This window comes from Rhodococcus sp. 5G237, from assembly GCF_053764735.1.
On record NZ_JBSNCD010000012.1, the window covers coordinates 169,612 to 191,514 of the forward strand.

Below are 21,903 nucleotides of genomic sequence, written 5' to 3' on the forward strand. Positions count from 1 at the left end.
TGGTTTGTATCAGGCCGCGCCGAAGTCTCCCGCGTTCACTCCACGAGTGCCTTGAACTGCGCGTCGTACAGCCTCGCGTACGCACCGGCCGCCTCGAGCAGCCCCTCGTGCGTGCCCTGTTCGACGATCCGTCCGTCCTCCATCACCACGATGCGGTCGGCGTTGCGGATGGTCGACAGGCGGTGGGCGATGACGAAGCTGGTGCGGTCGTCGCGCAACCGCGCGGTGGCCTGCTGGACGAGCAGTTCGGTGCGGGTGTCGACCGAGCTCGTCGCCTCGTCGAGGATGAGGATCGACGGCTTGGACACGAACGCCCGCGCGATCGTGATGAGCTGACGCTCGCCGGCGCTGAGGTTGCCGTCGTTCTCCTCGTCGATGATCGTGTCGTAGCCGTCGGGCAGGGCCCGCACGAAACGATCGACGTAACTCATCCTGGCCGCGGACATGATCTGGTTCTCGGTCGCGTACGGATTGCCATAGGCGATGTTCTCGCGGATGGTGCCGCCGAACAGCCAGGTGTCCTGCAGGACGATGCCGATGCGCAAGCGCAGTTCGTCGCGGGACATCGAACGGATGTCCACGCCGTCGACGAGGATCCGGCCCGCGTCGACCTCGTAGAAGCGCAGGATCAGGTTGATGAGGGTGGTCTTGCCGGCGCCCGTGGGTCCGACGATCGCGATCATCTGGCCCGGTTCGGCCCGCAGCGACAGGTTCTCGATGAGCGGCCGGTCGGGGGTGTACGAGAAGGCGACGTTCTCGAACTCGACGAGTCCGTGCCGGCTCCACGGCATCGTCGGCGCCGCGACCTCCGGTTCCTCCTCCGGTTCGTCAAGCACCGCGAACACTCGCTCGGCCGACGCCGACGCCGACTGCAGCAGGTTGACCATCGCGCCGATCTGCGCGAGCGGCTGCACGAGCTGACGCGAGTACTGGATCATCGCCTGGATCTCGCCGAGCGTCGCGGTGCCCGACGCGATCCGCAGACCACCGAGCACCGCGATGACGACGTAGCCGACGTTGCCGAGGAAGGTCACGAACGGCATCACCAGGCCGGACACGAACTGTGCGCGGTAGGAGGCCTGGTACAGCGACTCGTTGGTGTCGGTGAAGCGTCGCTGCACCTCCGCGGTCCGGCCGTAGGCGGTGATGAGTTCGTGCCCGGTGAAGGCTTCCTCGATCTGCCCGTTGAGCTTGCCGGTCGTCTCCCACTGCGCGAGGAAGTGCTTGCGCGAGCGTCGCGCGATCACCGCCGTCGCCACGACCGACGCCGGGACGGTCAGGATCGCGACGAGCGCGAGCATCGGCGAGATGAACAGCATCATCACCACGAGACCGAGCAGGGTCAGCACCGCGAGGACGAGCTGGGAGATGGACTCCTGCATGCCCGCCGCGACGTTGTCGATGTCGTTGGTGACGCGGCTGAGCAGGTCGCCGCGCGAATGCGTGTCGAAGTACCGCAGCGGCAACCGGTGGATCTTGCGTTCGATCCGCGACCGCATGTCGCGCACGACGCGCTGCACGATCTCGTTGAGGCCGTAGGCGGCGACCCAGATCAGACCGGACGAGAGCAGGTACAGCGCGAGGACGATGACGAGGATCCGGCCGAGGGCCGAGAAGTCGATACCGAGGCCGGGGACCACGTCCATCCCCGAGACCATGTCGGCGAACTGGTCGCGGCCCTCGGCGCGCAGACCGGCGACGGCTTCGTCCTTGGTCTGTCCGGCGGGGAGCTGCATGCCCACCACCCCGTCGAAGATGACGTCGGTGCCGCGACCGAGCACGAAGGGCGCCACCGACATGCTCACGACGCCGAGGAAGGCGGAGAGCAGCACCGAGTAGACGGCGTAGCGGTGCGGGTGGAGCAGGCCGAGCACCCGGCGGATGGTGCGCAGACGCGACGGTGCCGCGGCTTCCGGAGTCGTCATACCGTGGCCATCCTCTGCGACTCGACGATCTCCGAGTACGTCCGGCACCGGCCGAGCAGTCCGAGATGCGTCCCGGAATCGACCATGACGCCGTTGTCGAGGACGACGATGCGGTCGGCGTCCTGCACGGTGGAGACCCGCTGCGCGACGATGAGCACGCACGCGTCGCGCGTCTCGGGTTCGAGCGCCGCGCGCAGACGGGAGTCGGTCGCCGGGTCGAGTGCGGAGAAGGCGTCGTCGAACAGGTAGATGGCGGGCCGGCGGACGAGGGCGCGGGCGATCGCGAGTCGCTGCCGCTGTCCGCCGGAGACGGTCGTGCCGCCCTGGGAGAGGACGGTGTTCAGTCCGTCCTCGGTCTTGTGGACGAAGTCGGCGGCCTGCGCGACCTCGAGGGCGTGCCACAGTTCGTCGTCGGTGGCGTCGGCGCGTCCGTACCGGAGGTTGTCGGCGATGGTGCCGGAGAACAGGTAGGCCTTCTGCGGCACGACGGCGATGCGCGAGCGCAGCACGTCGGTGTCGAGTGCCCGGACGTCGATACCCGCGACGAGCACCTGCCCGGCGGTGACGTCGATCAGCCGCGGTACGAGTCGCATCAGGGTGCTCTTGCCCGATCCGGTGCCGCCGATGATCGCGGTGGTGGAACCGGGGTCGGCGCGGAACGACACCCCGCTGAGCACGGGAGCGTCGGCGCCGGGATAGGAGAATCCGGCATTGCGCAGTTCGAGAGTGACGCGGGGCGGCAGTTCGCGGACGGGTTCGGCGGGCGAGGACACCGTCGGTTCGGTGTCGAGCACGTCGAGGATGCGCTCGGCACAGACCGCGGCGCGCGGAGCCATGATCGCGACGAACGACGTCATGAGCACAGCCATGAGGATCTGGGCGATGTAGGTGATCATCGCGGTGATGGAGCCGACCTGCATCGCACCGGAGTCGATGCGGTGGGCGCCCACCCACAGGACGCCGACGGTGCTCACGTTCGAGATCAGCAGCACCGCCGGGTACAGCACGGAGTTCACGCGGCCGACGCGCAGGGCGGTGGCGGTGAGGTCGTCGTTGGCGCCGTCGAAGCGAGCCTTCTCGGTCTCGTCGCGCACGAATGCCCTGATCACGCGGATGCCGGTGATCTGCTCGCGCAGCACCCGGTTCACAGAGTCGATGCGCTTCTGCATGACCCGGAAGCCGGGCAGCATGAGTGCGATGAGCGTGACCATGGTGAAGATCAGCACCGGGACGGCCACGACCAGCACGAGCGAGGTGCCGGGGTCCTGGCGGATCGCCATGATGACGCCACCGATCCCCATGATCGGGGAGGTCACGACGATGGTGCAGGTCATCAGCACGAGCATCTGGACCTGCTGCACGTCGTTGGTGTTGCGGGTGATCAGCGACGGGGCACCGAACGTCCCGAACTCGCGCGCCGAGAACCGCCCCACATTCCGGACGAGCGCGAGCCGCACGTCGCGGCCGAAGCCCATCGCGGCACGCGCCGCGAAGTAGACGGCACCGGTCGCGGCGCCGACCTCGACGGCGCTGATGACGAGCATCAGCAGACCGGTCCGGATGATGTAGTCGATGTCCCCGGTCGCCACGCCGTTGTCGATGATGTCGGCGTTGAGACTCGGGAGCAGCAACATGCCCCCGGTCGCGACCAGCTGCAGGAGTACGACCCCCGCGAGGGCACCCCGATAGGGCGCCGTGAAGCGGCGCAACAGCCGTAGCAACATGGGCATTACGCTACCTGCGACTCCTTGCAGCAATCTTCACGAACCACTTCGGCACCGCCGACCGTCTCAACCCGGGCGGCCACGCACCGCATCGGTGCGTGGCCGACCAGGGGTTCGTCCCACCCGTGCGGATTCCGGTGCGGGCTCGGTGGCACCGAGCTCGCGAGTGAGCTTCTCGCCCTCGACGTCGACGTTCGGAAGGATCCGGTCGAGCCACTTCGGCAGCCACCACGCCTTGTCGCCGAGCAGCGCCATCACCGACGGGATGATGACCATGCGGACGATGAAGGCGTCGAAGAAGACCGCCGCCGCGAGTGCGAAACCGATCGACTTGATCAGCGAGTCCGGTTCGGCGATGAACGCCGCGAACACCGAGATCATGATGATCGCCGCTGCGCTCACCACGCGGGCGCCGTGCGCGAAACCGCTGCGGACGGCCTCGAGTGCGCTCGCGCCGTGCACGTAGTCCTCACGCATACGCGTCACCAGGAACACCTGGTAGTCCATTGCGAGACCGAAGACGACGCCGATGAGGATGATCGGCATGAAGCTCACGATGGGCTGCGGGTTGGCGATCAGGCCGCCCCAGCCCTCCTGGAAGACCGCGACGGTGGCACCGAAGGTCGCCAGGACGCTGAGCAGGAAGCCGAGGGTCGCGGTGAGCGGCACCAGGATCGAGCGGAACACCAGCATCAGCAGGATGAAGGCGAGGCCGACGACGACCGCGAGGTACGGAGCCAGTGCGCTCTGAAGACTGTCGGAGACGTCGCCCTCGAGCGCGGTCTGGCCGGTCACGCCGTAGGACAGGCCGAACTCCTCGTTCAGCTCGGTCTCGCCGTCGCGGATGCTCTGGACGAGGTCCATCGTCGCGGGATCGGTCGGGCCGCTGCGCGGGGTGACGAGGATCTGGGCGGTGTCGCCCGCCTCGTTCACGGTGACGATCTGGGCGTTGACGACCTCGTCGTGCTCGTACAGGGCCCCCACCACGGCGCCGAAGGCGACCGGCGGCTCCACCTCGGCGTCGCGGGCGTCGGCGACGACCACCAGCGGACCGTTGCGGCCGGGACCGAAGCCGTCGTCGACCAGTTCGTAAGCCTTACGGGCGCTGGTGGCAGGATCCGCGGTGGCCTCCGAGGGCAGCGCCAGCTGCAGGCCGGTGGCAGGCAGGGCGAGAGCGCCGAGGACGACCACGCCGCCGACGAGCGGGATCAGCGGGCGGCGCGTGAGGACGCCCACGAACTTGGCACCCGCGCCGGGGTTGTCCTCTCCGTGCTCGCGCTTGTTCAGGAACGGGATCCGGCCGGCGAAGGCCTTCTCACCGAACAGTCCGAGCACGGCGGGCAGCAGCGACACGGCGATGAGCACGGCCATGAGCACCGTGAACGCGGCGGCGTAACCCATCACCGACAGGAACGGGATGCCCACGACGCTCAGCGCCATGAGGGCGATGATGACCGTCAGGCCCGCGAAGACGACCGCGGAACCGGCGGTGCCCACGGCGCGTCCGGCGGCCTCGCCGCGATCCGAGGTGACGGTGAGTTCGTGCCGGAACCGGGACACGATGAACAGGGAGTAGTCGATCGCCACGGCCAGGCCGATCATGATCGCCAGCGTCGGGGTCATCGAGCTGAGGTCGGCGAAGCCCGTGGCGATGGTGATGCCGAGGCTGCCGATGCCGACACCGACGAGTGCGGTGATCAGCGGAAGCCCGGCGGCGACGAGCGAACCGAAGGTCAGAGTGAGCACGATGGCGGCGATGCCGATGCCGATGAGCTCGGCGGTGCCACCGGGCATGGTCATCTCGGCGGCGGCCGTACCGCTGACCTCGACGGTCAGGCCGGCGTCACGGCCGATCTCGGCGGCGTCGAAGATCTGGTCGCGCAGGGCCTGGTCGACGTCGGTGATCTCGCCCTCGAACGGGACGGTGACGAAGCCGACAGTGCGGTCGGCGCTCAGCGGCGACAGGGCCTGGGCGTCGGACAGCGCAGTCTCTTCGGGGGTGCCCTGCTGCGCGGCGACGGCCTTCATCTGTTCGACGAGACCGGCGTCGGCGAGGACCGGGTTCACCAGTGCGCCGGCCTGTTCCTCCGGCGAGGCGGTGGCGGGATCGACCTTGGCGGGCGGTGAGACGCGGTCGATGCCACGGACTGCGGCGAGGACCTCGTCGACGGCGGCCAGGTTCTCCGGGTCGTCGAGCGTCTGCCCGTCGGGCGCCGCGAAGACGTAACGCGCGCTGAGCCCGTTCATCGGATCCTCGGTCGACGGGAACCGCTCGGCCATGAGGTCCTGGGTCTTCTGCGCGGGGGTGCCCGGAAGCGTGAACGCGTCAGTGGTGGGCCCGGACAGAGTTGCTGCACCGACCCCGAAGAGCACGAGCAGCGCGATCCAGAAGGACAGCACTGCGCCCTTCCGTCTGTGGGCGAACTTGCCCAGCCGGTACAGGTAGGTCGCCACGGGGCACCCTTTCTATGTCGGAAGATCCTGCGGGGTCGGATGGTGGGGCGGGGACAGCGGTCGGGCGGAACTACGGGAGAGCACGGCTAGGGGAAACCACGGCTACGGAAAACCACGTCGGAGCCGGTCGAACGCCTCGCGGATCAGCTCTTCGACCGATCGGTCCGTCGTCCCGGTCGCGTGTGTCTCCATGGCCGCGCGCACGGCACCCATGGCGGCGTAGTTCAGCAGCGAGGGATACAGATCGGCGTCGGGGTCGGTGCCGGTGCGTTCGGCGATGATCTCGACGAGCAACTGCGACGAGCGCCGCTCGACCTCGATCTGCCGGGACAGCAGCACGTTGCTCTCCTCGAGCAGGGTGATGCACGCGACGATCTCGTCGAACGGCCAATCGGGGTTCTGCACGACGTCCAGGGCCACCGTGAGCAGCGAGTCCATGATGTCCTCGTCGGCGGGACGATCGCGCAGCAGGTCGATCCACTCCTCGACCCGGGTCTCGAGGTACGCGAGGACGGCGTCTTCCTTGCTCGCGAAGTAGTTGTGGAAGGTGCGGGTCGAGACGTCCGCGCGCGCTGCGATCGCATCGGCCGTCACGGCGGACAGACCGTGTTCGCGGGCCAGTTCGGCCGCGGCGGTCGCGAGGGCCGCGCGAGTGGCTGCCTTCTTGCGGTCGCGCAGGCCGGGAGTGATGGTCACTCCATCCAAGGTACCGATTTTGCAGAGCTCTGTAAGTTTGCAGAGTCGTGCAAAGTTATGACATCGCCCACAGGCGATCCCGGCCTATCGCGGGCTTCACACCCGGCGGCGCTCCCAGGCCCCCGGATCATTTGTGAGATCCTCCACGAAACCGGGGAGATCTCCCGTGACGACGTCCGCGAGCGACACCTCTTCGAGCACGGCGCGCAGGTTCACGCGCACCGCGATCCACACGTCCTGCAGTCGTTCGGCCGCCCCGCTGTAGACGACATCCTCGGGCCGCTCGCCGCGCACCGACGCCAACGGGCCCTCGACCGTGCGGATGATGTCGGCGATGGAGATCTCGGTCGCGGGTCGCGCGAGCCAGTAGCCGCCCTCCGGTCCCCGCCGGCTGTTCACCAGCCCGCCGCGACGCAGGTCGGCGAGGACCGCCTCGAGGAACTTGTGCGGGATGGTCTGCGCCGTCGCGAGGGTCTCCGCCTTCGTCAGGCGACCGTCCTCGATCGCCGCGAGTTCGAGCAGGGTCCGCACGGCGTAGTCGACCCTCGCGGTGATGTGCATGCCATGCCTCTCGCGCTGCCTGATGTCGTCGGCCGGCCCGTCTCGACGGGACGGGTCAATTCCTACCAGCAATACCGAACCACCCGGAATCGTGCGGACGCGAGTCGCCACCCGGGTCGCGATTCGAGGGCCCTGGTGATCCAAGCCACACCAGCGGTAATGTGGACGGTTGTTCACAGCTATCGGAGGTCGTTGCGATGTGGGAAACCCTGCAGGAATCGTGGGGGTCGCTGCTCGACCCCCTCCACGATCCGGTGACCCTGGCGATTCCCGCCTTCCTCACCTTCCTGGTCCTCGAATGGATCGCGGCCCGCACCCTCGAACACGTCGAACCGGGCCCCGACGGACGCGCCCATCCCCCGCGCGGCGGCTACGAGAAGCGGGACGCGCGCGCGAGCATCTCGATGGGTCTGGTCTCCATCGTCACGAGCGCCGCCTGGAAGGTGCTGGCTCTCGTCGGATATTCGGCCCTGTGGGTCTACGTCGCGCCGTGGCATCTGCCCGCCGACGCCTGGTACACGTGGGTGATCCTGCTCGTCGGCATCGACGTCCTCTGGTACTGGTACCACCGGATGGCGCACCGTGTCCGCCTGGTCTGGGCGACCCACCAGGCGCACCACTCGAGCGAGTACTTCAACTACGCGACCGCGCTGCGCCAGAAGTGGAACAACAGCGGCGAGATCATCATGTGGCTGCCGCTCCCCCTGATCGGCATCCCGCCGTGGATGGTCTTCGTCGGCTTCTCCGTCAGCCTCGTCTACCAGTTCTTCGTACACACCGAGCGGGTCGGCAAGCTCCCCCGCCCGATCGAGTTCGTGTTCAACACGCCCTCGCACCATCGGGTGCACCACGGCTCCGATCCCGACTATCTCGACCGCAACTATGCCGGCATCCTCATCATCTGGGACCGGATGTTCGGCACCTTCAAGGCCGAGGAGCACCGCCCCACCTACGGGCTCACCAAGCCCGTCGGCACGTACAACATCTGGGACCTGCAGACGCACGAGTACCGGGCGATCGCCCGCGACTGGCGTACGGCCGGGACGTTCCGCGACAAGCTCGGTTACGCCTTCGGCCCGCCCGGCTGGGCGCCGAAACAGACCCACGCGGAGGAGACCGAGAGCGTCAGTTCTGCTCGAGCGTGACGAGGAAGTCGACGCTGCCCGCGCCGTCGACCGTCACGAATCCGAGGTTCGGCGGCTCCACGCCGTAATCGGTCCAGGTGGTGGGGATGCTCCCCGACGCCACGAGACGCTCACCCGTGCGCAGGACGTCGACGTCGACGGTCACGGGCCGTTCGGCGCCGCGCAGGGTGAGCGTGCCGGTCGCGGTGACGGTACCGATGCTGCCGTCGTCGGGCAGGGACGACAGGTCCACCGGCTCGGTGAGCGCGAACGTCGCCGTCGGGTGCGTCGCGGTGTCCATCACCCGGGTGCGGAACTGGCCGTCGCGCTGGCCGCTGTCGGTGGTGATGCCCTCGACCTGCACGACGACCTCGGCGGCCTCGAGGGTGCCGTCGGTGACGGTCGCCGAACCGGAGACCTGGTCGGTGCTGCCGACCACGGTGACGTCCGCGCCGCGCAGGATCTCGTGCACGGTGTAGCCCGCGGCGGTGCGGTTGGGTTCGGCACCCTCGACGACGATCCACTCCCCGTCGAGCTCGCCGGTCGCGACTTCGGCGCCCTCGGTCGAGACGGACGCGGCGGGTGCGTCGTCCTCGGCGATGAACGTCCCGTATACCCATGGGGCAACGAAGAAGCCGAGCAGCGCCACGACCACGACGGCGACGAGCGCCCACACCAGTTTCCGCATTCTGCAAATTTAAACGATGTCGGATTCCGTGGGGGGTGCTACGTCACAGGCGCGGCCGCAGCGTGAACCACGCTACTGGGGCGCAGCGTGAACCACGCGATTGCGGCGGAGGCGATCATGAGCACCACGCCGATCCCCGAGGTGATGGTGACGCCGCTGTCGAACGCCGATCCCGCGGCAGCGAGCAACGCGTCGGCCCGGTCGACGGGCAGGGTCTCGGCCACGGCGTGGGCGCCACCGAGTGTCTCGCGGGCGGCCTGTGCCTGTTCTGCGTCCAACCCGGCGGGAAGCAGCAGGTGCGCGCTGTAGGACGCGGAGAGCACCGACCCGAGGATCGCCGTACCGAGCACGGCACCCATCTCGTAGGCCGTCTCCGACACCGCCGACGCGGCACCGGCCTTCGCGGGCGGGACGCTGGAGACGATGAGATCGTTCGACAACGTCTCCGCCGCCCCGATGCCCGCGCCGAGGACCGCGAACGCCACGATGATCGGTGCGAGCGCCGACGGCGAGGCCAGCAGGAACACCAGCGCGTAGCCGGTCGCCGAGAGCAGGAGCGCGCAGACGATGATCGACGACGGCTGCACCCACCGCACGAGCGCGACCACCGACATCCCGGCCACGACCATCGCCGCCAGTCCCGGGACCAGGCTCAGACCGGCCTCCATCGGACTCTGTCCGATCACCAGTTGCAGGTGCTGGGACACGAAGAACAGGAAGCCCACGAGGGAGACGACGGACAGCAGGTTCACCGCGACGGCGCCGGAGAAGGTGGGCACGCGGAACAGGCGGACGTCGAGCATCGGATTCGGACGGCGCAACTGCCGGCGCACGAAGGCGACGAGCGCGACCGCCCCGACCACGGCCGGGAGGATGACGACGGCACTGATGCCGCTGTCGGCGATCTTCTTGATCGCGAAGACGATCGGGGCGAGGGCCAGCATCGACAGTGCGATGCTCACGACGTCGATGCGGCCCGGATTCGGGTCCTTCGACTCGGGGACGAACATCGGCGCGAGCACGAGCAACGGAATCAGTACCGGCACCGCCAGCAGGAAGACCGAACCCCACCAGGCGTGTTCGAGGAGGAATCCACCCACGATCGGCCCCAGCGCGGCACCCGCCGCGAAGCACGAGGCCCAGATCGCGATGGCGAGGCGACGTTGGCCGGCGTCGAGGAAGATGTTACGCAGCAACGACAGCGTCGACGGCATGAGCATGGCCCCGAAGAAGCCGAGCACGCCGCGTGCCGTCACGAGCAGTTCCGCGGAGGGTGCATAGGCCGCGGCCACCGAGACGGCGGCGAAGCCGGTCGCGCCGACGAGCAGCAGCCGGCGCCGTCCGATGCGGTCGCCGAGACTGCCCATCGCCACCAGCAGGCCCGCGAGTACCAGCGGATAGATGTCGATGATCCACAGCTGTTGCGCGGCGGCGGGCTGCAGTGCGGACGAGATCCCGGGCAGCGCGAACGCCAGGACGGTGTTGTCCACCGACACGAGCAGGACGGGGAGCATGAGCACCGCGAGCGCGACCCAGTCCCGAGGAGCCGCCTTCGCCGCGGTGGGTTCCGAAACAGGCACAGATGTCGCCACGGATATCGAACTTTCGCGAGAGAGGAATCGAACCCTCGTTACTGTACCAGCTGGACGGTACAGTAACGACGTCGTACGATCGGGCCGTGCCACCCGCCCCAGCCGCCCGCGCCAAACTCCTCGACGCCTTCGTGACGATCCTGCTCGAGCAGGGCGAGCGCGCCGCGACCCTCGAGGCCGTCGCCGCGACCGCCGGCGTCTCGAAAGGTGGCCTGCTCTACCACTTCCCCTCGAAGGACGCTCTGGTCGAGGGTCTCGCCGAGCACGTCGAAGCGCTCGGCGCCGAGGACGTCGAACGCATGCGTGCGGCTCCCGAGGGACCGGCGGCGTATTACATCCGCACCTCGGTCTTCGCCGACACCCCGATCGACCGGGCCATCGTCGCCCTGACCCGCCTGAGCCAGACCGCGAACCCGCGCGCCCAGCAGGCACTGCGCCACATCCACCAGGGTTGGTTCGACGCCCTCGCGGAGGAGGTCACCGACCCCGCGGCAGCACGCGCGGTGGCACTCATCGGCGACGGCCTCTACTACGGTGCCGCCATGTCGGGCGAGACGAGCACGACGCCGCCCGAGGATGTCGACGAACTCCTGAAGGTCGTGCGGAAATTGATCGGCCCGGGCGACTGAGTTCGGGGAGGTTGTGTGCGTCCGTTCGCGAAAAAACGAACACAACCTCCCTCGAATCGCCTACCTTGTGGCCATGACCGGGTCCGTCCTGGCGATGGCCCACGACGAGCGCGCCGACCTCGCCGATCTCCTGGAGACACTGTCGCCGGAACAGTGGGAACACCCGAGCCTCTGTGAGGGGTGGACGGTGCGGGACGTCGTCGCCCACATGATCAGCTACGAGGAGCACGGACCTCGCGACCTGGTGCGACGACTGGCGGCCACCCGATTCCGCCCGTGGAAACTCAACGAGGCCGCACTCGCCGACTATGCGGACCTCGGACCCGACGAACTCGTCCGGTTTCTGCGGAACCACCTCGATCCGCAGGGATCCACCGCAGCGCTGGGTGGTCGCGTCGGTCTCGTCGACGCCCTCATCCACCACCAGGACATCCGACGACCACTCGGCCTCGCCCGCACGGTGCCTGCCGAGCGTCTGCGTGTCGCGTTGCCGTTCGCCGTCACCGCGTTACCTCTGCGTGGATTCTGGAAGGCCCGCGGCGTGCGGCTCGTCACGACCGACCTCGGCTGGTCGCGGGGACGGGGTCCCGAAGCCGCAGGTCCGGGAGAAGCAGTGCTCATGACCATGGCGGGACGACGAGGGATCGCGCGCGAGCTGACCGGGCCGGGTGCCACAATCCTTGCCGACCGGCTGGGCTGAGCGTCCCGGTGTCAGCCCTTCTTCGGAAGCCGATGCAGTTCGACGTCGCGGAGCACGCCGGCGTCGATCGTCGCGGTCATGTAGGTGCAGTACGGCTGCCGACGCCGGTCGGTGGGTGAACCCGGGTTGAGCAGGCGCAACCCGCTCGGCGCGGTCGTGTCCCAGGGGATGTGCGAGTGGCCGAAGACGAGGACGTCGGTGTCGGAGTAGGCCGCGGCCATCCGCTTGTCGCGCCCGGTCGACGCCCCGGTCTCGTGCACCACCGCGACGCGCACACCGTCGAGGGTCACCCGCGCGACCTCCGGCAGCCGTTCCCGCAGGAGCGGACCGTCGTTGTTGCCCCAGCACGCGACCAGCTGCCGGGACCGCTCTTCCAGCGCGTCGAGCAGCGCCACGTCCATCCAGTCGCCCGCGTGGATCACCACGTCCGCACGATCCACCTCGTCCCACACCTGCGGCGGCAGGTCGCGGGCGCGCGTCGGTACGTGGGTGTCGGCGAGCAGCAGCAGACGCATGGGCCCCAGTCTGCCGTGGGTTCGCAGTGTGCCGCGGGCGCTCATGGGTAACCACGACGCATGACCACTCCAGCTCACGACAGACTCGCCATCGTCACCGGCGCCGACTCCGGCATGGGCAAGGCGACCGCCGAACTGCTCGCCGCCGAGGGGTTCGACGTCGGCATCACCTTCCACACCGACGAGGCCGGGGCCGAGGACACCCGTGCCGCGGTCGAACAGCGCGGACAGCGATGTTTCGTGGCCCGGCAGGACCTGACCAGCCCGGACACCGCCGACGTGATCGACGAACTCGCCGGGAAACTCGGCGGTCTCGGGGTGCTCGTCAACAACGCCGGCACCGGACACCGCGACGAGGTGCTCGACCTGTCCTTCGAACGGTGGCGGGAGATGCTCTCCACCGACCTCGACGGCCCGTTCCTGTGCTCCCAGCGCGCCGCGCGACACATGATCGACTCCGGTCGCGGTGGACGCATCGTCAACATCACGAGCGTCCACGAACACATCCCCCGCTACGGGGCCTCCGCCTACTGCACGGCGAAGGCCGGGCTCGGCATGCTCACGCAGTGCCTCGCCCTCGAATGGGCCCGCTACGGCATCACGGTCAACTCGGTGGCTCCCGGTGAGATTTCCACGCCCATGACCGGCATGGACGAATCCGAGGCTTTCCACGAGGAGCGACCGGGCAACCCCACCGGACGTCCCGGGCACGTCAACGAGGTCGCCTCCGTCGTCGCCTTCCTCGCGTCCCCACGCTCGTCGTACCTGACGGGGCGCTCGATCCCCGTCGACGGTGGCCTCATGTTGATGGCCGCGCACGGACACGACATGAACGACGGGAGTTGGCGCGAACTCTGACGACGACCGGCCACCCATCCGCTAGCGTCCACAGGCGGATCGGTGGTCGACTCGGAGTTGGGGGAACTGGATGCGCACGACACCGCCTGCGGAGCGATTCGGACCGGGAACGGCGAGGGGTTACCGAGCGACCTATCGTCCCGAGGTGTGGGGAGCGTTGATCGGCGCGGGTGGTGCGTCGGCCTTCATGCTCGTGAACGGTGCCGCTCTGGGAACACCGTGGGTCTGGATCGTCGCGGCCGGGTGGGTCTGCGCCATCGTTGTTTTCGCGTGGGCCGTGCTCGTTCGGCCGCGGAGTTTCGAGCAGTTGGAGCCGCCCTCGAAGCAGGCGTCGACGATCTACTTCGTGTCGGTCGTGGCCATGGTCGTGCTGATCGTCGGTGGCGCACGTCTTCTCGCGTCGCTCGATCGTTCGGAACTGACGGTCGCGTGGGTGGTCTGTGTCGTCGGTGCGCATTTCGTTCCGTTCGCACGGGCCTTCGGCCGCGCGATGTTCCGGGTCATGGGCTGGGGAATGCTGGTGATCGGAATCGTCGGTCTGGCGGGCGGTTTCGCAGCCTCGGCCGTTGCAGCGGTCGCCGGCGTCGCGGCGGGGTTGTGGATGTTCGCCGTGATGGTCGCCGACGCTGTCGGCCGACCTCTCGTCAACGGGCGTCGGCCCGGCTCCACAGTTCGTCGAGCGCCTCGTTGACAGTTTCCGGCTGCTGGACGTGCGGGTAGAAGCCGGGAACCTCGAGTAGTTCTCCATCGATCCGGTTTGCGACGACCCGCGCCGTGATCGTCAGCGGATCTCCCGCCAGTCGCTTGTACTCGTCGGGTGCGCCCGCCCAGTCACCGATGACGACGAGCTTCGGCCACGGCGCCGCCGCGAGCGGCTCGAGGGGGATGTCGGCGTCCCAGCAAGGCCTCTCCCGCATCGACGTCGCCGCTGCGCGTAGCCGCTTCGGGGTGGGTTCCGCCGGTGGCATGCCGACGCTCTCCGTGGTGAGACGCAGATAGTCCTCCGCAGTGAGCTCGGGCGGGAGCGCTGCCTGGGACGCGCGGGCGCGGGCGAGGTTCTCGGCGACGACCGGTTCGCTCTCCGCGACCTTCAGGCACCCGGGCTGGATCAGGCACAACGAACGCACCAGGTCCGGCCGTTCCGCCGCCGCGAGCATCGCTGCGACCGCACCGTACGAATGTCCGACGAGATGGGCACCGTCACCGAGCAGTTCGACGATGTCGGCGGCATCCACCTCGTAGTCGGTGCGATGGGCCCCGTCGAGATCCGGCGAGTTACCGTGCCCGCGACGGTCCATCAGGATCAGCCGACGTGACGCCCCCAAGGGCCGTTGCCGACCGAATCCGTAGGTCTCGTCGTCTCCCCAAGCCAGCACCCCGTGCACGAGAACGGCCGGTGGGACGTCGGATTCGGCAGGTCCGACGAGCGTCGAGCTGGCGCGAGCCACTGTTCCCCCTTCCGATTGCGAGCATGCAGGCGCGAACCTATCGGAAGACCTGGGCGGACGCAGGCAGCCCGACCCACACTCCCTCAGGCGCACCTCGTCGCCTCTCCCAGTCATTCGCTACAGCTTTCGCTATCCGCTACCGCAATTGCCGCAGCGGATGGCAAAAGCCGTAGCGAATGATTCGGAGCTCCCGGCGTCGACCTCCAGACATGAGAAAAGCCCCTCACCTGCCTGAACAGGTGAGGGGCTTCTGGCGGTGGCGGTGGGATTTGAACCCACGGACGGGGGTTACCCGTCACGCGCTTTCGAGGCGCGCTCCTTCGGCCGCTCGGTCACGCCACCGCTGACGACTCTAGCGGATTGCATGCCTCATCCCGAAATCGCCTGGTCACAGCTCCGAGGCCGGACCTCGGTGTTCCCGGAAGAACGCTTCGAGCACGGCCGCGCACTCGGCTTCGAGCACACCGGCGCGCACTTCCGGACGGTGCGTGAGGCGCCGGTCGCGCACCACGTCCCACAGCGACCCGACGGCGCCCGTCTTCGGCTCCCACGCCCCGAAGACCACCCGCGACACCCTGGAGAGCACCAACGCGCCCGCGCACATCGTGCAGGGCTCCAGGGTCACGGCGAGGGTTGCGCCCTCGAGACGCCATCCGTCGCCGTAGACCTGCGCTGCCGCGCGCAGGGCGAGCACCTCGGCGTGCGCGGTGGGGTCCCCGGTGGCCTCGCGGGAGTTCGCTGCCCGCGCGATCTCGGTGCCGTCCGGCCCGAACACCACCGCGCCCACCGGTACATCACCGGCGGGCGCGGCAGCGGCGGCCTCCAGCGCGACCCGGATCAATGCCTCGTCGTCGCGCAGCCCCATCTAACGGAGCTTGTCCAGGGTGTTACCCAGGACGTCGTCGAAACCGAGTCGCTGCGCGATCTCGTCGAGCTGCTCGTCGGGATACAGGTCGGTCTCCGACAGGATCACCGAGAGCACCGGCTCGGGCAGGCCCATGTCGGCCAGGATGCCGAGGTCGCCTTCCTCCCACGGCTCGATATCGTCGAGTTCGTCGGGATCGATGTCGGGGATCTCGATGTTCAGCGCATCGAGGACGTCGGCGGCGATGTCGTAGTCGACGGCCATCGTCGCGTCGGACAGCAGCAACCTCGTTCCCGCAGGTGCGGGACGCACGATGATGAAGAATTCGTCGTCCACGTTCAGCAGGCCGAAGACTGCGCCGGAGCTTCTCAGCTCCCGCAACTCGGTCACTGCGGTATCGAGACTCGTCAGTGCGGCACCGGACAACGCCCGGCACTTCCAACGACCTTCCTCCCGCGTCACGGCGACGGCGAAGCCGTCGAGGTCGTCGCTCGAATTCCCGGCGGGGTTCCCGCTCTGGGTCACGGAAGGGCTCTTGTTCCCTACACGCTGTGCAGCCATGGGCGCAACGGTAGTCGGCCACGTCCGGTGAATGAAGCCCAGCACGGGATATGCCAACCTGATGAGGTGTCCTCAGCCGTCTCTTCCCCGCCCGTCTGTGTCCTCGGCCTCGGTCTGATCGGTGGTTCGCTGCTGCGTGCCGCCGCGGCGACCGGAAGGCAGGCGTGGGGTTACAACAGGTCGTCGCAGGCCGTGGAGGCCGCCGTCGCCGACGGCTTCGACGCGTCCACCGACCTCACGGCCACGCTGCGTCGCGCAGCCGACACCGACGCCCTGGTGGTGATCGCGGTGCCGATGCCGGCGGTGGGCAGCATCCTCGAGGCGGTGGCCGAGCACGCTCCCGAGGTCGCACTCACCGACGTGGTGAGCATCAAGGCGGAAGTGGCCGCTGCCGTCGCCGCTCACGGCCTTTCGCGACGTTTCGTGGGTGGACACCCCATGGCGGGTACGGCGGAGTCCGGCTGGACCGCTGGGACCGCCGATCTGTTCCGCGACGCGGTGTGGGTGGTGACCGTCGACGACGGCACCGATCCCGAGGTGTGGCGGCAGGTCGCCGACCTCGCGCTCGACTGTGGCTCCGTCGTCGTGCCCGCCGAGTCCCGGGAGCACGACGCGGCGGTCGCGCGGGTCTCCCACCTCCCCCACCTCCTTGCCGAAGCGCTGGCCCTGTCGGGCGCCGGAGGCGGCGATCTCGCACTCGGTCTCGCCGCCGGCTCGTTCCGGGACGGCACGCGGGTCGCGGCGACGACCCCGGCACTGGTGGACGCGATGTGCGAGGGCAACGCCGAAGCCCTGCTGGTCGCGCTGGACGAGACGCTCGAGGTGTTGAGGACGGCCAGGGAGCAGTTGGCCGACCGCAGCACCTCCGAACTCACTCGCGCCGGTCACGCGGCGCGGACCCGCTACGAACAGCGCCGTCGCGACCCCATCGTCGGCGCACAACCCGGCGACGAGGGCTGGATCGAGACGTTCCGCGAGGCCGGACGACGTGGTGGGGTGTGGACGCGATGAACCTCCGCGACATCGCCTCGGCGCTGACCACCGGCAAGACGACCCCGACCGAGCACGTCCGCTCGGTTCTCGCCGAACTCGACGCCCTCGCCGGAACCCCCTGGGAGAACGCCGTCGCCGCCCGCAACGACGAGGCGGCGCTCGAAGCCGCAGCGCTCGCCGACGAGCAGATCGCCGCCGGGAACTGGATCGGCCCCCTGCACGGGGTCGCGGTCGCGGTGAAGGACAACATCGACGTCGCCGGGTTCCCCACCCGCTGCGGCAGCGCGGTCCTCGCCGACGCTCCCCCGGTCCGGCGCGACGCTCGCGTCATCGAGAAGCTCCGCGAAGCCGGAGCCATCGTGGTGGCGAAGACCCACCTCCACGAGTTCGCCTACGGGCCCACCGGGTTGATCAATGCGTCCGGCGCGGCCCCCCATCCCCACAACCCGGACCTGATCAGCGGTGGTTCGTCATCGGGCTCCGCAGTGCTGGTCGCGAGGGGCGTCGTGCCCGTCGCGCTGGGAACCGACACCGGCTGCAGCGTCCGCACCCCGGCGGCGCTGTGCGGGATCGTCGGATTCAAGCCGGGCTTCGGTGCACTTCCCGAGCAGGGCGTGTTCCCGCTGTCGACGACCTTCGACCATGTCGGTCTGCTCACCGCCGATGCACTGGACGCCTCACTCGCATGGGGTGCCGTTCCGGGCATCGCGCACCTGCGCACCCCGGTCTCCGAACTGCGCATCGGACGCCTGCGGGGCGGCATCTGGGATCTGTCGCCCGTCTTCGACGAGGCCGTCGAGACGGCGTGCGGCACCCTCGCGGATCTGGGCGCCCGCGTCGTCGACGTGGAACTGCCCGAGACCGACGAGATGCTCGAGCTGTATCCCGTGGTCACCGGCTCGGAAGCGTACGAGACGCATCGCGCGTGGTTCGAAGCCGATCCCGACCGCTACCAGCCTCCGACGGCCGCTCTTCTCGCCGCGCAACGCGACCGGCCGGCCTACGAGTACATCCACGCGGCCCGGGCGGTGGCGCGACTACGTCACGACGTCGTGCACCGCCTCCGCACCGTGGACAAGCTCGACGCGCTGATCACCGTCACCACCGGCGTGCGTTCGGCGCCGCTGACGAGCGATCCCGTCGAGCTTCGCGCACCGCTGCTGCAGATGTGCATCCCGTTCAGCGTCCTCGGTGTCCCGGCCGTGTCGGTGCCGGCCCCGGACGGCGGATCGTCGCCGGTGGGACTTCAGATCGTCGGCCTCACCGGAGGCACGCACGGGCACGGCAGCCACCCCGCCGAATCGGCCGCGTTCGCCGTGGCCATGGCGGTGGAGGCGTCGGGACAGCCCTAGATGCGGGAGGCGAGTCCTCGGTATTCGAGGACGAAGCCGTCCTCGTCGACGGTCACCGACGACGACGAGCGCGGCGACAGCACGTGGATGCCGTCGGACGCACTGCTGTAGACGACCGTGGCCTCCTCGATGCTGAGATCGATGAGGTTGACGTAGACGACGGGCACCTCCACGTCGTCGGCTCCGGCCTGGAGGTCGTGCCGGCGGATGGGCAGGGCGTTGAAGAACGGGCTGAACACCACGTCCACGTCCAGCGCCCCGCCGAAGGTGGACCGCTGATGGTTGATGCCGTTGTCGGACATCCAGATGCCCTCTTCGGACCGGGTGAGGGACATGTGCCGCTCGCCCGAAGCGAGGGTGGTGCGCACCGACAATCGGCGGGTGACACCGTTCTCGTCCGTCACCAGGTCGTACGACGCGCTGAAGGCCGGATGGTCGGTGCACTCCGCACCCACGATGCGACCGGACGCCTTGATGCGGCGGCCGGAGAGCTGTACTCGTACCGACTCCATCCGAGACACATCGGCCGCACGCCACGTGAGTAGCGCGGGCCACGTCGACGCGGAACCGGTGGCGTCAGAGGCTGGGGTGCTCACGGTCTATACGGTATGCGACGAAGCGCACACGGTGGGCAGCGGTGCCGTGATTCGTCCACCACACGGTTGCCGGCAGGGCCCACCTGCTCACGCCGTGTCCGGCAGCGCCTCGTGCCGGGACACCTGACGCAGGTGGTGTGAGAACACCGACAGCGCCGCGGCGCCCACGGCGACGTTGAGCAGCGCCCCGAACTCCTGGACGGCGAACTCCAGCACGTCGACGAAGAAGACGGTGATCAACGCAGCCGTCCGCAGCGCACGGATCGCCCACCTCCGCCGGCGCCACAAACCCACCGATCCCACCACGCACAGCAGGACGGTGACGCCGGAGCCGACGAGCTGGATCACGGTCACCACGTTGCTCGTCCGCGCGGCGAGATCCTCCTCCAAGGTGGCGGCTGCGTTGAGGAGAATGCCGACGGAGAAAACGGTGAGCAGTGCTGCCGCGACACGGACGCTGCGCTCACCCCGCAGTCGCTCCGGCAGCCGGAGCGACACCCACGAGATGCGCGACGGTACCTCCCGGCACCGGGCGAGCAGGAGATCGATCTGTTCGACGACCTCGGGGTCGACTCCACCCTCCCGGGCTCGTTCGAGTTGCACTCGCGCCTGGTCGCGATCGGTCGGGGTCAGGCCGTGGGTGAGCCCGTCCGTCGCCGTGAGCGCGGCGTTGGCGAGATACTCGTCGGGCGACGGCCCGCGACGGAGGTGCACCGCTCGATTGACGACGAGCAGCAGCACGACCACCACGTACATGATCGCCACCGAGGGGCGGTAGAAGTAGTCGTTGGTCTTCGTGACGAACTTGCCGACCTCGTCGAGGAACAGGCCGAACCCGATTCCTCCGAGCAGCACCGCGATGCGGTCGGGCGCCCGGCCGATGAAGGTCATCGAGACCATCAACGCGGCGACCATGAGCAGACCGCCCCACAGCACGTGAGCGATGTGCAGGACCGACCCGCCGACCTGCGGATAGCCCGCCAGATGCAGGTACAGACGGGTGACCAGGATGGTCGCGACCGCGATGATCAGAAGTGCTTCGACCTGCGCGGACGACGCGGTGTCCCGCAACAACCGAGAACGGGAACGGGTCCGCACCGCTGTCATGGCACGCGAGCTTATCCCGCCCGGGTTCCCGTCGGGTTCTTCCTCCGGATTCGGCGGCGCGGCGCCTGCGCGGAGCGGCTCCCCAATCTTGTGTGTGGCCTAGAGTCGCTCTATGCGCACAGTGTGGACAGTTCCTCCGAACATTGCCCAAACTCTGCTGGAATCTCCCGAGATCCAGATGTTCCTGACCAGCAACGAGTTGCCGGATACAGCGGACGATCCACGACAGAGACTTGCGGAGTTCACCCACGCGCTCGGCGCCCTCAGCCGTCATATCGGACGCACCTTCGGCTCCGTGGACGCAGCCAACCGCGAACTGTTCGGCGGGTCCGCCGGCAAGGTCCCCGTGGCGCTGCGCCTGACCGTCCTGCGTGCCCTCGTGAACCATGTCGAGGACCGCGCCCCCAGCCCGAAACTGCTTCCGAAGAACATCTGCGACCAGCTCGGCGCCTACGTCTACGCCCTGCTCGACCCTCGCGACCGGAGCATCTTCTATGTCGGCGCCGGACGCGGAAATCGCATCTTCACCCTGGTCTGGACGGCGCTCGGAGAGACCTCGAAGCTGACCGAGGCCGGCGAGAAGACACCGCTGGCCACCCCCGAGACCGAGGCGGCTCTGCGGCGCATCCGAACCGTCTACGAGTCCGGCTACGCGGTGGAGCACTTCGTCGTCGCCGACGCGCTGAACCCGAAGACCGACGCCGACCACACCGCCGCAGTGACGGCCGAAGCGGTCATCGCGGCGCTCGGACTGACCGAACCGCACCGCGGCGAATGCGTACTCACCAACCTGGCGGGCGCAACCGAGGAGTCGGAAGCCGACCGCGCCGCCATCCCGATCGCCGAGCTCGTTCGTCAGTACTCGGCCTCGCCCGCTCCCGAACTGCCGACGCCGTGCGTCGTGCTGCGGGTCAACGAGGCGAAGAAGGCGTCGCCGGCGGCGGTGCGCGAACTCGCGTCCAAGCCGTGGCCGGCCGGGTCGGCAGCGCGTGGGATCGACGGCCTGCCGATCATCGTCGTCGCAGACAACATCGTCCGGGCGGTCTATCGCGCCACCGGATGGGAGGCGGCGGCTCGCACGGAGGACAACGGCGGCACGATCCTCTACCGGTTCGTCGGGGAGGCCGACGAAGAGCTCGAGGGCAAGTTCGTCAACACTCGCGTCACGCCCGACCGGCTGGGTCTCAAGCGTTGGCCGTCGCACGGTTGGGCTCCGCGTCTGACGCGTGCTCTGCCGCGGCCGGTCGCGCGTCCGAAGGCGCCGCGCCCCTGATACTTCGACTGCTTCCCGGTTCGTCTGCGGACCGGGAAGCAGCTCGTGACGGTTCTCGAAAACCGTTGGGCCGGGACATTTTCTGCATACGAAAACACGAAAGGGGACCCACAATGTGGGTCCCCTTTCGGAACGGGTGTTCGGCGGTGTCCTACTCTCCCACACCCTGTCGAGTGCAGTACCATCGGCGCAGACAGGCTTAGCTTCCGGGTTCGGAATGGGACCGGGCGTTTCCCTGTCGC

The 21,903-nt window shown here is 68.7% G+C and carries 21 protein-coding genes, 1 tRNA gene and 1 rRNA gene; 8 read left to right on the forward strand and 15 right to left on the reverse strand.

The window, feature by feature from the left end; all coding sequences use genetic code 11:
* Window positions 1–35: 35 nt before the first annotated feature.
* From ACWPOC_RS24320 to ACWPOC_RS24340, 5 genes are all read right to left on the reverse strand, one after another.
* On the reverse strand, window positions 36–1,925 hold the full coding sequence (locus ACWPOC_RS24320) for an ABC transporter ATP-binding protein (protein WP_120281134.1): 1,890 nt from the start codon (window positions 1,923–1,925) through the stop codon (window positions 36–38).
* Window positions 1,922–3,649 (reverse strand): ABC transporter ATP-binding protein, encoded by a 1,728-nt coding sequence (locus ACWPOC_RS24325; protein ID WP_120283864.1) that lies wholly within the window; start codon window positions 3,647–3,649, stop codon window positions 1,922–1,924. The genes ACWPOC_RS24320 and ACWPOC_RS24325 overlap by 4 nt, the downstream gene beginning before the upstream one ends.
* Before the next feature lie 66 nt (window positions 3,650–3,715).
* Window positions 3,716–6,103, reverse strand: coding sequence for an MMPL family transporter (locus tag ACWPOC_RS24330; RefSeq protein ID WP_455409450.1), 2,388 nt, complete (start codon window positions 6,101–6,103; stop codon window positions 3,716–3,718).
* A gap of 102 nt (window positions 6,104–6,205) precedes the next feature.
* Window positions 6,206–6,799, reverse strand: coding sequence for an acyl-CoA-like ligand-binding transcription factor (locus tag ACWPOC_RS24335; RefSeq protein ID WP_120281132.1), 594 nt, complete (start codon window positions 6,797–6,799; stop codon window positions 6,206–6,208).
* Window positions 6,800–6,895: 96 nt separating this feature from the next.
* The gene (locus ACWPOC_RS24340) at window positions 6,896–7,360 is read right to left on the reverse strand and encodes an RrF2 family transcriptional regulator (protein ID WP_060654015.1); all 465 of its coding nucleotides are present in this window, start codon (window positions 7,358–7,360) and stop codon (window positions 6,896–6,898) included.
* Window positions 7,361–7,557: 197 nt separating this feature from the next.
* Between ACWPOC_RS24340 and ACWPOC_RS24345 the strand changes: the two genes are divergently transcribed.
* Complete coding sequence (locus tag ACWPOC_RS24345) at window positions 7,558–8,505, forward strand: sterol desaturase family protein (protein ID WP_120281131.1); 948 nt, start codon at window positions 7,558–7,560, stop codon at window positions 8,503–8,505.
* Here the strand turns inward: ACWPOC_RS24345 and ACWPOC_RS24350 are convergent.
* Window positions 8,486–9,172, reverse strand: a complete 687-nt coding sequence (locus tag ACWPOC_RS24350) for a YceI family protein (protein WP_120281130.1) — start codon at window positions 9,170–9,172, stop codon at window positions 8,486–8,488. The genes ACWPOC_RS24345 and ACWPOC_RS24350 overlap by 20 nt on opposite strands.
* A gap of 38 nt (window positions 9,173–9,210) precedes the next feature.
* A complete protein-coding gene (locus ACWPOC_RS24355) occupies window positions 9,211–10,752 on the reverse strand; it encodes an MFS transporter (protein ID WP_455409451.1) in 1,542 nt (513 codons plus the stop codon).
* 98 nt (window positions 10,753–10,850) lie between these two features.
* On the opposite strand from ACWPOC_RS24355, the gene ACWPOC_RS24360 reads away from it, so the two are divergent.
* Together ACWPOC_RS24360 and ACWPOC_RS24365 are read left to right on the forward strand one after the other, a co-directional pair.
* A complete protein-coding gene (locus ACWPOC_RS24360) occupies window positions 10,851–11,393 on the forward strand; it encodes a TetR/AcrR family transcriptional regulator (protein WP_026060897.1) in 543 nt (180 codons plus the stop codon).
* A 73-nt stretch (window positions 11,394–11,466) separates the two neighbouring features.
* A complete protein-coding gene (locus tag ACWPOC_RS24365; RefSeq protein ID WP_159416949.1) occupies window positions 11,467–12,093 on the forward strand; it encodes a maleylpyruvate isomerase family mycothiol-dependent enzyme in 627 nt (208 codons plus the stop codon).
* An 11-nt stretch (window positions 12,094–12,104) separates the two neighbouring features.
* Here ACWPOC_RS24365 and ACWPOC_RS24370 read toward each other — a convergent pair whose 3' ends face one another.
* Window positions 12,105–12,608, reverse strand: coding sequence for a metallophosphoesterase family protein (locus ACWPOC_RS24370; RefSeq protein ID WP_159416950.1), 504 nt, complete (start codon window positions 12,606–12,608; stop codon window positions 12,105–12,107).
* Window positions 12,609–12,668: 60 nt separating this feature from the next.
* Here ACWPOC_RS24370 and ACWPOC_RS24375 point away from each other — a divergent pair, with 60 nt between their 5' ends.
* Both ACWPOC_RS24375 and ACWPOC_RS24380 read left to right on the forward strand, forming a co-directional pair.
* The gene (locus ACWPOC_RS24375) at window positions 12,669–13,466 is read left to right on the forward strand and encodes an SDR family oxidoreductase (protein ID WP_159416951.1); all 798 of its coding nucleotides are present in this window, start codon (window positions 12,669–12,671) and stop codon (window positions 13,464–13,466) included.
* 145 nt (window positions 13,467–13,611) lie between these two features.
* Window positions 13,612–14,157, forward strand: coding sequence for a hypothetical protein (locus ACWPOC_RS24380; protein ID WP_455409452.1), 546 nt, complete (start codon window positions 13,612–13,614; stop codon window positions 14,155–14,157).
* Here ACWPOC_RS24380 and ACWPOC_RS24385 read toward each other — a convergent pair.
* From ACWPOC_RS24385 to ACWPOC_RS24400, 4 genes are all read right to left on the reverse strand, one after another.
* Window positions 14,111–14,914 carry an alpha/beta fold hydrolase gene (locus tag ACWPOC_RS24385; protein WP_455409453.1) on the reverse strand — a complete coding sequence of 268 codons (804 nt, stop codon included), beginning with the start codon at window positions 14,912–14,914 and terminating at the stop codon, window positions 14,111–14,113. The two genes, ACWPOC_RS24380 and ACWPOC_RS24385, sit on opposite strands and share 47 nt — an antisense overlap.
* A gap of 251 nt (window positions 14,915–15,165) precedes the next feature.
* Window positions 15,166–15,256: transfer RNA gene (locus ACWPOC_RS24390), tRNA-Ser, on the reverse strand.
* Between the two features lie 46 nt (window positions 15,257–15,302).
* Window positions 15,303–15,779 carry a nucleoside deaminase gene (locus tag ACWPOC_RS24395; RefSeq protein ID WP_229566814.1) on the reverse strand — a complete coding sequence of 159 codons (477 nt, stop codon included), beginning with the start codon at window positions 15,777–15,779 and terminating at the stop codon, window positions 15,303–15,305.
* A complete protein-coding gene (locus tag ACWPOC_RS24400; protein WP_277370768.1) occupies window positions 15,780–16,340 on the reverse strand; it encodes a tRNA adenosine deaminase-associated protein in 561 nt (186 codons plus the stop codon).
* Between the two features lie 48 nt (window positions 16,341–16,388).
* On the opposite strand from ACWPOC_RS24400, the gene ACWPOC_RS24405 reads away from it, so the two are divergent.
* Complete coding sequence (locus ACWPOC_RS24405; RefSeq protein ID WP_455409456.1) at window positions 16,389–17,351, forward strand: prephenate dehydrogenase; 963 nt, start codon at window positions 16,389–16,391, stop codon at window positions 17,349–17,351.
* Window positions 17,339–18,685 (forward strand): amidase, encoded by a 1,347-nt coding sequence (locus ACWPOC_RS24410; RefSeq protein WP_120281121.1) that lies wholly within the window; start codon window positions 17,339–17,341, stop codon window positions 18,683–18,685. Before ACWPOC_RS24405 ends, ACWPOC_RS24410 begins: the two co-directional genes overlap by 13 nt.
* Here ACWPOC_RS24410 and ACWPOC_RS24415 read toward each other — a convergent pair.
* On the reverse strand, window positions 18,682–19,281 hold the full coding sequence (locus ACWPOC_RS24415) for a putative glycolipid-binding domain-containing protein (protein WP_081314818.1): 600 nt from the start codon (window positions 19,279–19,281) through the stop codon (window positions 18,682–18,684). The genes ACWPOC_RS24410 and ACWPOC_RS24415 overlap by 4 nt on opposite strands.
* Window positions 19,282–19,368: 87 nt before the next feature.
* On the reverse strand, window positions 19,369–20,388 hold the full coding sequence (locus ACWPOC_RS24420; RefSeq protein ID WP_120281120.1) for a hypothetical protein: 1,020 nt from the start codon (window positions 20,386–20,388) through the stop codon (window positions 19,369–19,371).
* A 112-nt stretch (window positions 20,389–20,500) separates the two neighbouring features.
* Here ACWPOC_RS24420 and ACWPOC_RS24425 point away from each other — a divergent pair, with 112 nt between their 5' ends.
* Window positions 20,501–21,661: a GIY-YIG nuclease family protein gene (locus ACWPOC_RS24425; protein ID WP_120281119.1), complete on the forward strand. Its 1,161-nt coding sequence runs from the start codon at window positions 20,501–20,503 to the stop codon at window positions 21,659–21,661.
* A 138-nt stretch (window positions 21,662–21,799) separates the two neighbouring features.
* Here ACWPOC_RS24425 and rrf read toward each other — a convergent pair.
* Window positions 21,800–21,903: ribosomal RNA gene (rrf, locus tag ACWPOC_RS24430) — 5S ribosomal RNA — on the reverse strand; the annotation flags it as partial.